This window comes from Mesorhizobium sp. M7A.F.Ca.US.005.03.2.1, from assembly GCF_003997795.1.
Taxonomy (GTDB): Bacteria; Pseudomonadota; Alphaproteobacteria; order Rhizobiales; family Rhizobiaceae; genus Mesorhizobium; species Mesorhizobium ciceri.
Genome location: NZ_RZRP01000143.1, coordinates 1 through 9,912, shown reverse-complemented (window position 1 = coordinate 9,912; position 9,912 = coordinate 1). Strand labels below are relative to the sequence as shown.

8 protein-coding genes and 3 pseudogenes are annotated in these 9,912 nt (G+C 57.3%); 2 read left to right on the top strand and 9 right to left on the bottom strand.

Going from position 1 to position 9,912, the window contains the following annotated elements:
- Both EN991_RS10850 and EN991_RS10845 read right to left on the bottom strand, forming a co-directional pair.
- The coding region (locus EN991_RS10850) for a diaminobutyrate--2-oxoglutarate transaminase (RefSeq protein WP_127368726.1) at positions 1-874 on the bottom strand (874 nt) is incomplete at its 3' end.
- 1,064 nt (positions 875-1,938) lie between these two features.
- Positions 1,939-2,655: an SPASM domain-containing protein gene (locus EN991_RS10845; protein WP_224571099.1), complete on the bottom strand. Its 717-nt coding sequence runs from the start codon at positions 2,653-2,655 to the stop codon at positions 1,939-1,941.
- Between the two features lie 719 nt (positions 2,656-3,374).
- Between EN991_RS10845 and EN991_RS10840 the strand changes: the two are divergent.
- Positions 3,375-3,610 (top strand): annotated as a pseudogene (locus EN991_RS10840) (transposase); the annotation flags it as partial.
- A gap of 16 nt (positions 3,611-3,626) precedes the next feature.
- On the opposite strand, the gene EN991_RS10835 reads toward EN991_RS10840, so the two are convergent.
- Together EN991_RS10835 and EN991_RS39855 are read right to left on the bottom strand one after the other, a co-directional pair.
- Complete coding sequence (locus tag EN991_RS10835; protein WP_063169365.1) at positions 3,627-4,373, bottom strand: LuxR family transcriptional regulator; 747 nt, start codon at positions 4,371-4,373, stop codon at positions 3,627-3,629.
- A 354-nt stretch (positions 4,374-4,727) separates the two neighbouring features.
- Positions 4,728-5,030, bottom strand: a complete 303-nt coding sequence (locus EN991_RS39855) for a hypothetical protein (protein WP_127262113.1) — start codon at positions 5,028-5,030, stop codon at positions 4,728-4,730.
- On the opposite strand from EN991_RS39855, the gene EN991_RS10830 reads away from it, so the two are divergent.
- Complete coding sequence (locus EN991_RS10830; protein WP_063169366.1) at positions 5,010-6,812, top strand: ABC transporter ATP-binding protein; 1,803 nt, start codon at positions 5,010-5,012, stop codon at positions 6,810-6,812. The genes EN991_RS39855 and EN991_RS10830 overlap by 21 nt on opposite strands.
- A gap of 597 nt (positions 6,813-7,409) precedes the next feature.
- Here the strand turns inward: EN991_RS10830 and EN991_RS10825 are convergent.
- The 5 genes and pseudogenes from EN991_RS10825 to EN991_RS39850 all read right to left on the bottom strand — a co-directional run.
- Positions 7,410-7,616, bottom strand: coding sequence for an exopolysaccharide production repressor protein (locus tag EN991_RS10825; RefSeq protein ID WP_082826584.1), 207 nt, complete (start codon positions 7,614-7,616; stop codon positions 7,410-7,412).
- Positions 7,613-7,928, bottom strand: a pseudogene (gene fdxB / locus EN991_RS10820) (ferredoxin III, nif-specific). The gene EN991_RS10825 and the pseudogene fdxB overlap by 4 nt, the downstream one beginning before the upstream one ends.
- Positions 7,925-8,083, bottom strand: a complete 159-nt coding sequence (locus tag EN991_RS10815; protein WP_224571204.1) for a CCE_0567 family metalloprotein — start codon at positions 8,081-8,083, stop codon at positions 7,925-7,927. Before EN991_RS10815 ends, fdxB begins: the two are co-directional and overlap by 4 nt.
- 91 nt (positions 8,084-8,174) lie before the next feature.
- Positions 8,175-8,602: pseudogene (locus EN991_RS41660) on the bottom strand (DUF269 domain-containing protein).
- 335 nt (positions 8,603-8,937) lie between these two features.
- A partial coding sequence (locus tag EN991_RS39850; protein WP_164768967.1) for a TlpA family protein disulfide reductase occupies positions 8,938-9,912 on the bottom strand: 975 nt, incomplete at its 5' end.

Genomic DNA, 9,912 nt, shown 5'->3' with positions numbered 1-9,912 from the left:
GTTCTCCGGGCTTCCATATGTCCAAGTCGGGTCGAATCAGAACGATGGACAACGGACTACCTGAACCGCTTAGGGACTTGGAAAGACACACAATATCCGGTTCGATTTTCGCGGACTCGAATGAGAAGAAATCGCCAGTTCGGCCCGCACCCGCCTGAATATCGTCGACGATAAAAACAATGCCGTGCGTACGGCAAATGCGCTGAATTTCCGTGAGCCAAGCTGCGGATGCGGCGTTCATGCCGCCTTCGGCCTGGATGGTCTCCAGAATGATTGCGGCAGGCTTTTCTATGCCGCTCCCCGGGTCGCTCAAAACGCTGTCGATGTAACTGGCGGAATCGAAAGCTTGGCTCGGATAGCCGTCATAGGGAACACGGATCACATCGTGGCGAGCGACGCCTCCCAGTTCCCTGGTTGAGGCCGAGCCCGACACCGCTAGAGAGCCGAGCGACATGCCGTGGAACGCATTCGTAAAGGCCATGACGCTCGAGCGGCCGGTGTATTTTCGCGCCAGCGCCAGCGCCGCTTCGTTGGCGTTCGTGCCGGTCGGCCCGGGAAACTGAATCTTGTACGAAAGGCCTCTGGGTTTCAGGATCCAATCGACGAACCCTTCAATGAAGTCACGCTTTGCCGCCGTATGCATATCAAGCGACAGAAGAATGTTCTCACCGACGAGATATTCAATCGCTGGCGCCATAATATCCGGATTGTTGTGCCCGTAGTTGAGTGCGCCGGAACCCACCAGGAAATCGATAAAGGGCTTACCCGTCTCGTCCCAGATCGTCGCCCCAAGGGCCTTCGTAAAGACGGTGGGGAACGCCCGGCAATAACGACGAACGTTAGATTCATGAGCCGTGAAAGCGTCGGTGTCCATATCAAGTCCTCTGCACATAGTCTTTCAAAGAAGAGAGCTGTTTAATGGCTAGTGGTTTGCGGCAGATGTTCGTCGCTTAACGTTGAAGCAGAATGCCGGAGGCAGCTTTGTTTGGTCTGGGTTTGGTCTGGTGATGCCGGCATCCTCATCAAATATTGTTGGGTTGCGTTGCCCTCCATTCGGATGCTTTCGAATGTGCTGCAACAGGATGGCTTCTAAAGCTTCCGCGAAAGCATCGCTACTATGGCATCAGGTAGTTGACGTACCCACCCTTCGCTGCCCATAGCGCTCCGGACAAATGAATGAGTCCAAGGAGATCAGCAGGGTCGCGTCGCCAGAGGTTGTGTCGCTCGGCGGTAGCGAAGCCGCTCGCGAGCGCGCTCCTCAATAGCGCCGTAGCGAGCGAGCGGCTTCGCGGCGGTCATCAATATTCGCCGTTCAACCTCGGGCTGCGGACACCAACCTGATTCAAGAAACTATTTGATGACCGATGACACAGCGAAAGCCACGCTCTCTTTGAGAAGAATGCGGATTCCGATCTCTTGCGCGATGACTGGCCCGAGCCGCCGGATCAAGAGGGCGGGGCCGCCGTGGACCCCCTTGACGGAAAGCCCGTTCGTAGGCCAGGCGGAAGCAACCGGGAGACGCGCTGGCGAAGGGCCGCATCGGTTTCGAGAACGTCCACTACCGCGACGGCAACCATCCCCGGCCGCAGCTGGGCTGCTGCCTTCAGGCGAGTCGAAAAGGAGATCGTCCGGGAGGGTGAAGGCGTTGACGAGGTGAGCCGTGAGTAAGCAATCAAGCTCTGATCGGGATCGACTAACACTGTTTCCATCCGACCGATGGTTGACCTGTGATCGGCGTTACCTCAAGCTAGGCAGGCCGACAAGCTCGGTTGGAAGGCGAAGACCTTTCGATGAGCTCGTCTCCGAAATGCTCGAGGCCCACTGCCGCGCCTACAGGAACATACTGGCGTAACGTGAAAACACGATGGCGTCGCGGGCAGGTGCATCTGTCGTGGGGCCATCCGCACTGCCAGGCACGCCCTCTCGGCCGGCATGCACTCAGGTCCGGTCGTTTGGGTCGGCGAATTCACACATCCTGCAAAGCAGAAAACCATCTGCTCCATTCATGCGGTCGACGATTTCGCGAAAAACTGGCTTTTCAAACAGAGCGGAGTAACCCTCATATAGAAGGTTGCCCAATACGTGACGCCGTTCAAAATCCATAGAGCACAGGGTAACGTCGCCGTTTGGAAGAAGAACATTCCGATACTGTCGTGCGTCCACGCAGGTTAGGGCTCCGACCACTGGCTGACGTGGTGCAACGATCTTAGGGTCGACGCTTCCACCCCTACTGCTCACCGGCCGCGCTTTTATCAGGGCTTCGGTAGGAATAATGTCGGCTATATCTGGGTGGGGCTCGCCCAAGGCCACGAATCGGATCAAGGGGATGTCCGCGTCGACGAGTTGACGAACCAGATCGCGATACTTGTCTCCGACCAGGCGGCTGTTCATGTAGGTGCCGTCATCGAAAACATGGACCACGAATACGCCCAAGCGCAAGGCTTGCAATCGCTGCAGGTCCTGCCCGTTCATTCCCACCAGCGTCGTAAAAATCCTGATGCCATGGCCTTTGGCGAAGGCGTGCTCCACCATTTCGGTACAGTCCGGATTGAGCCAAGGTTCGGAGTATCCCGCAAAACCAATGTCGACGGAAGTCGGTACGCGGGCCAGACACCGCTTGAAATCTTCAAGATCCAGATGACTCGCATGAGACACTTTTCTTTGCCGGACCGCGAACTTGTCCTGGGGACAATATGAACATCCTACGACGCATCCCGTGGTCGTCGTTATCTCCAAAACCCTGCCGGCTGTGTTTGCTGAGCGAAGTTCCGGTAAAATCACTGGTGATTACTCCCATCTACTTCCTGCGAAGCGCCACGATGGTGTGCGTGTGCCTTTGGCTTTCTGATACCGCCTGCTGATCTACCGAGGCAACGCAGACATCTACCCTTTTTGGCAGCCTAAGCCGCCCGGTTCACCGATTTGCCGGGCCGACCCTTCACAAACTTCCAGCGCGTCGGACCAGAGACAGCATTGCATCTTTCGAGGCATCACTCGCTCCGGAGATGTAGCCTCAACCGTTGGTCGCTGGCCCGTCGCCGAGATGCGCGCGCAGCACCCTCGAACCCGCCGGAGAGAAGCTTTCTGGATGCCGTCGATCATCCTTCATCGAGCGAGTTCCGTGTTCTCATGCGGGTCAGCCCTCACACTATATTGCCGCACATCGACCAGCAAAGGCCGAGCTAGTGCGCCTGGCGCGCAGTTACTGCGAGATAGGCTTCGAAAAGCCCGACAGGGCTAAGACGCTCCGCTGTATTGAACCCGAAATGTTTTCTGACAGCTGTCAGATTTTGGACACACATCACTCATCGTCAGTCGCTTAATACGGATGGTAATTTCTTCCAGGAATCGGTGACATTGAACACCACCCTGTCATGACCGCCCAATCTCAGCGAAGCGAACTCAGCATCGCCACCAGGACCAAGCCTGAAGATAAATCCGCCGTAGCAGCGTCAACGACATTTTGCTTTCGAAGCCGGATGGATTGCACGAGGTGATTCGCGCCGTGATGCAGGAGGTGCTCGAGGCCGAGATGGACGAGGCGCTGGGTGCTTCGAAGAGCGAGCGCACGCCGGAGCGTCTCGGCTATCACGCGCGCTACTACGGGCGGAGAACTAGCTGCGCACCTACGGCGGTTGGATAATCCCAAGGTTCAAAGCTTTTACAACAGCTACCGTTCTGCTGGTCGCATCCAACTTCCGCATTACATTTTTTAAATGGAAATCTATCGTATTTCGTGATCTGCCTAAAATAGTTCCTATTTCCCAAGATGATTTTCCTTGTGACACCAAATCAATGCACTCTATTTCTCTCGGAGACAGGTTATGAGCTCGTTCCGACGCAGTCGTAGTGTCGAACTTCGTAACCATCCGATGAAACCGCAGCGCGGCCATTTGCAGGTAGGTGATCGCTCTATTCTGCAATTCGCAGTCCGAGGATTGAGCAAAACTCACAAACCTAAAGCTGCCACCAGGGCCATGTAATGGGACGGTAACGCCTGACCTCAAGCCGAATGTTGCTGCTTCGTCCAAGACGCGGCGTCCATCTTCAGTTATGTTTTCATCAGTATACACCTCGCTCCATCGAAAGGGTCCCGCCTCCTTTCGACCTTTCTTGATGAGGGGGTCTATTTTGGCATAGCCCATTCTCGAGTAGCGCTCCTGCCATTCAGCAGGATAATTCCACATCACCACAGAACCCTCCCGGTTCGGCTTGAAAGCCCTCTCTGATGCGAGCGGCCCATAGGCAATCCACGGGCAATCGAAATTCAGCGCAAACGCAGACAACAGTTCGAACAACTGTTCGGATTGAGCGACATCATCAGTCATCTTGAGGAATAGGTCTAACTCCACCGCAATCCGCCGGAGTTCCATGATGTCTCCTTCATTGCGTTCTCATTGGTGCACAGTTTGCTCCAACCCAGCCTCGCAACATCCGAAGTCAACGGGACTCGAGCCGGAGTTCCTTCCGCCACCTGGAGTACCCTCAAGAGTCGTGCCAGCTTGCGAGCGAAGCTTCTCCTTCAGGTCGTCAATCGACGGGGGAGGTACCCAGGAGGCGAACCGACAGCACTGTGTCGGGGAGCGCACAATCCGACAGTCGAGCATTCGATTGACGGAATATGGGCAGGAAAGTATTCGCGGCGCGCTTTTGAAATCAGCACCTAAGTGCCGGGCCTGAGAAAGCTGCATTGCAACTGTACTTATTTGATCGAGGCAAGAACAAGCTCAAAATTCAATCGATACATCGACCTTCTTTTCCAATCTCCCGAGTTGAGCAGCCGTAGCAATCGTATCGACTGGATGGCGGCTGACTTTCTCCAGGCTCGGTAACCTGCTGAATTTGTCCTTCGGATGTTCCCGCTCAGTTGGCACGACTTTTGAACTCACCGTCGTGAGGCGGCAAGAGCTGCCCGCCAAAATTGATGCTGTTATGGGGGAGGTCGAAATTCCAGTTTTGTCTTTTATCGTCTTTGGGACCGAGCGTGTTGATGCGCCCGCTTGGAAACTATGAGACGTTTCCCCGTCCATGGGCGCGGCGCCACTTGTCGCGACGTTTTCGCCTTCACTGTTCGCCTCTGGAACAGGCAGCCGGCCCGGCTCGCGATCATCATGACCGCGATGCTCGCCTCCACGCTGGCTGACGTGTTGATGCCGCTCTATTCTGGCCGACTCATCGACGCTGTTTCTCGTGCTGCTAATGCGGCAGCACCAGCTTCGGATTCAGCTGTTGCAGCATTCTCTGTACCGATTGCATTGGCACTCGGTGGCATTGCCATGCGCCACGTCGCCTTCATTGGCCTGAGCGACCTGGTGTTGAAAATGATTTCCGACGTCGCGACCGAAGCGTTCCATCATGTGCAGCGCTTTTCGACAGACTGGCATGCAAACAGCTTCGCCGGCTCGACAGTGCGCAAGATAACGCGCGGCATGTGGGCGCTCGACCTCCTCAACAGCACGATACTCGTCACGCTGCTCCCGTCGTTTGTCATCTTGATCGGCTCGACGGTGCTGCTCGGCTGGCACTGGCCGGTCATGGGCGTGATCTTTGCTTGCGGCTCTCTCGTCTACCTTGCGTTTTCGATTTCGCTGTCGCTCGGCTATGTCGCGCCAGCGGCGAGCCTTGCCAACCGATGGGACACAAGGCTCAGCGGCGCGCTTGCGGACGCGGTCAGTTGCAACGCTGTGGTCAAGGGCTTCGGCGCAGAGGTTCGCGAAGACGAGCGGCTTGCAAATATCATGACGAAATGGCGGCACCGCGCGCGCCGGAGCTGGGTGCGCGGAACGATCATCGGCTCAACCCAAGGCGTAACTTTGGTTGCGCTCAGGGTGGCGGTGGTCGGATATGCCCTGCTTCTGTGGTCGCATGGACAGGCAACGCCGGGCGAGATAGCATATGTTCTCACGTCCTTCATCGTCCTGCAGGGCTATCTGCGTGATGCCGGCATGCATGTCCGCAACGTGCAGCACTCGGTTAATGATATGGAAGAACTGGTGGCCATCCACAATCAGCAGGTGGATGTTGCCGATCGTCCAGAGGCCAAGCCGATCCGGATCACGAACGGCCGTATCGATTTCGAGAACGTCCACTTCCGCTACGCCAACCATCCCCTGCCGCTCTATAGCGAATGTTCGCTGTCGATTGAAGCTGGCGAAAGGGTTGGGTTGGTTGGACCCTCCGGTTCCGGCAAGACAACATTCGTGAAGCTGATCCAGAGACTCTACGACCTGAGCGGCGGCCGGATCCTGATAGACGGTCAGGACGTCTCGGAGGTGACCCAAGAGTCCCTTCGTTCGCAGATCGCGATCGTGCAGCAGGAGCCGATCCTGTTTCACAGGTCGCTTGCCGAGAACATCGCCTATGGCCGGCCTGGCGCGAGCCAGGCCGAGATCGAGCAAGCGGCACGACTGGCAAGTGCCCACGAATTCATCGCGCCCCTGCCGAAGGGCTATGGGACATTGGTCGGCGAAAGGGGTTTGAAGCTCTCCGGCGGCGAGCGCCAGCGCGTGGCGATCGCGCGCGCCTTCCTCGCGAACGCGCCGATCCTTATTCTGGACGAGGCCACATCGAGCCTCGATTCGGAATCCGAGGTGCTCATTCAACAAGCGGTGGATCGGTTGATGGTGGGCCGAACCACACTCGTCATCGCACACCGGCTGTCGACGGTCCGCTCGCTCGATCGGCTGCTCGTCTTCGACCGTGGCCGCATCATGGAGGACGGCGATCATGCCGCCCTGATCAATCTCGATGGTGGCATTTACCGCCGCCTCTTCGAACGGCAGGCGTTGGAACTCGCGAAGGGCCTGGCCTGATCGCTAAACCGGCTTGCGCGATGCGCCGAGCCGTTGCCGGAGAGGGGTGTGGCAGTGACGAGCGGCGGGCGTTAGGCGGCAAAACCAGCACGGCCGGAACTGTCCGCCAAACGGGCGAGCGGGAATGCACCACGTCTAAGCTTCGGCGAATGCGCGCAGTTACACGCGGGCACCGAATTGTCGCGCCTAACGGCGCACGCACCAAAAGGGCGGGAATGTCGACGGCCCGGGAAGAGTGCGGCCCTCGCCGTTACCCACATTTCGCCAAAGGAAGCGAAGTCAACGCACATTGAGAGGGCGGTGCTTCCCGGCCGGCCGGGATCCCTGTCGCTGGCCCAACCTACCGCACGCTGGCCACGTCAACGGTTCAAAGTCCCTTCGGTTCGCAAAGTCGTCCCCTTGGAGACCCGGAAGCGCAGGAGCTCCGACCGCAGTCTTCGCTCAACTCTGGCCATCTGCTCCGGGATTGGATTCCGTTCCCTTGCTAGCACAGTGGCAGCTGAGCACGAACTCGCCGGCCCCGTGTCTTTCGATTACGGCCAACGGGCTTAGGAAGAGATTGGATTCGCCGGCCCTCTGCGGAGCGAATGAACAGTTCTACAGATCATCGACGTCCGCGAAAAAGAGCACGCAGCCGAAATAGCAGGCCTGAAGCAGCAGCGAACAGGCCAGCGTCGTGACGACTGCCACACGGATCGAATCCAAAGCGAAGTAAACCATCGACGCATTGCTGCACAGGACCAGCCCCACGAGCCGACAAAAAGATGAAGTGCAACGCCGTTCTCCTGGTTTTCGCCAGATCATGTTGCGAGCTCGTCGGCCGCAACATGCGTCTGGCAGTTCTTGGGGCAGACGCGGCCGCAGGCTCCGCAGCCTATGCAGCGGCCGGCATCATCGACAACCATGATCATGCGATTGAGCTTGCCGTCGAAATCGTCGTCCTCGTCATCGCAGGGGCGAGGATTTCACCCGCATCATCAACGCCGTGAAGATGCATGACATCGCGCGAGCAGACCTTGAAACAACGGCAGCAGCCGATGCAGATTTGCTATCGATGGAGGTCAGGTACGGCGGCATCCAAATGGAGCCGTCACGGGTGGTGAATGTGCGCATCATCCTAAATTCTTCATTGAAGCGAGTTCTCTCTTGGCAACATCCAACTCGGCATAAACGGCTTGGGTTTTCTCGGCGACTTCCTGTATGTCGGCCCACTTGCCCGGCAGACCCTCGACGAGGTCCTGCAATGCCATCTTGGCAATAGCTGCACGCAACTGGAGCTTTCAGACTTTTTTCCTCATCCTATCTAGGTCTGACATAGATCCTTCCTGGAACAATGGTTTTGTTGATGCGCTCCATCTCGGGCTAGGCTTCAATGGCTGCAGTCGCATCGTCGACCAGTTTCGTACCGGCCTCAGCAAGTTTGCGGAAAGTCTCGAAGCCGAACCGGTGGACGTCTCGACAGAACGCCCAACCGCTGGAAGCCCGCAGGGGCTTCATTCCAATTATTGGCGACGTCGACACGCCGGAGCGCTCCTCGATCGCAAGCGCTACGGCGGTGTAAACATGTCGAGCCTCCACAGCGCGTCAGGATCGGGATCGCCGCCAAAGGGTACCGCACGTTGCTGTTGCTTGGTGATGATGAACTCGGCCAGCAGCTCGGCATCCGAATGGCCTTCCCATAAGCCGAAGGAATCCTGAGTACGAATGAGCCGCAGGAGGCATTTGACGAACGGGGAAGCAAGGGCCTCGTCGTCCCCGTGGACAGCAGGGCCAACCGGTTCATGAGGAATTTCGCTTTTCCCCAATTTCAGTACTCCTCTTGAAGGACGATCTCTTTTTCTGCGATGTGTGGTTCGGGCGCTTGCGTGGGCGGGGAATGGCTTGGGCGAGCCGATCCCACGCAACAGTGTCCCGTGGCCGACCTCGAGCACGTCCACCAATGCGAGACCTTTCACCGCGGCGCGAACGCCTGCGCCGCGGTTCGACCCGAGGTAAACGCAATGGAAATTCCACCTGCCGCAAGCCGCGCACTTTTGCGGCATCGACGTTATTGCTGCGAAGTGCGCCTGGGCGGGCGGATTTGCCGGTGTTCAATTCCAATTGTCATGCCCTTCGCGATCCTTGCTCAGGAAGTGACAGCGTTTTGAGTTTCGGAAGTCTTGTTTTGCGGAGCCACACAGAGACCCGCGTGACAGGCAGGCTCACCCGTGTAGTTGGCCAGGGCTTGGAGCAACGAGGTGAGGTAGCGCTGTTTGGTTTGGTCCGGCACTGGCTCCGAATGGTCCAGCGATTTGATTGCCACCTCGATCAACTCGATCGCCCGGTCCTTGTTGCCGCTCTCGTAATAATACTGAGCGACCGGAAAGTAACACCCGAATTTAAAGTCTCCATCGCCTTGCGGAGGATTAAGTTCCAGGATCTGTTCGGAGAGCTCCTTGCCCATCGCAAAGCGATCATCATGCGGAAGATGGGAGTTGTCGATCGTGGGATGGAAGAGTTGGTTCAGCGCCATCACCACCCAAGACATCGCTTCGAACTTTTTGTTGATCGCGTCCTCGACCAATTCGCGCATAAGCGGCAAGCCGGTTTTGATGTCGCGCAGCTTGTGAAGCAGAATATCCGCATGAACCCGCCGAAAATCAAAAGAGTCTGGCATCACGGCGAGGCCTTCTTCGATGGCCAATAGTGCCGCTGCCCAATCCTCGTCCTGCATCGCCGGCCCAAGTTTGGCGTATATCGGCTGACTCAGCGACGATTCGCGCACACGCGAGATTCGCTTTGCATCGACGGCTTTCGCTTCATAGCTGCTGCGCCAGCTGCCGTTAAGGACTTTCGGCAAAACGTCATCGAGAGGTGCCGGGTGGCCGATATAAGCGATGTGGCCGTCGCGGTCGACCACGAACGAGGTGGGAATCCCGAACGAAGAGCTGGGTTCCAGCCAGAGCTTTTTCATTTCGCCAGTGCAATCGAACGCTGTCCGATAATTCAGATTCGGGAACTTCTCGGTCAGCCAGGCATCCACGTTGGTCCGCGCTTCGTCCGCGGTTGCAGCCTTTTCGCAAGCTGCGACTCCGATAATCTCAAATCCGCTGTCTTTATA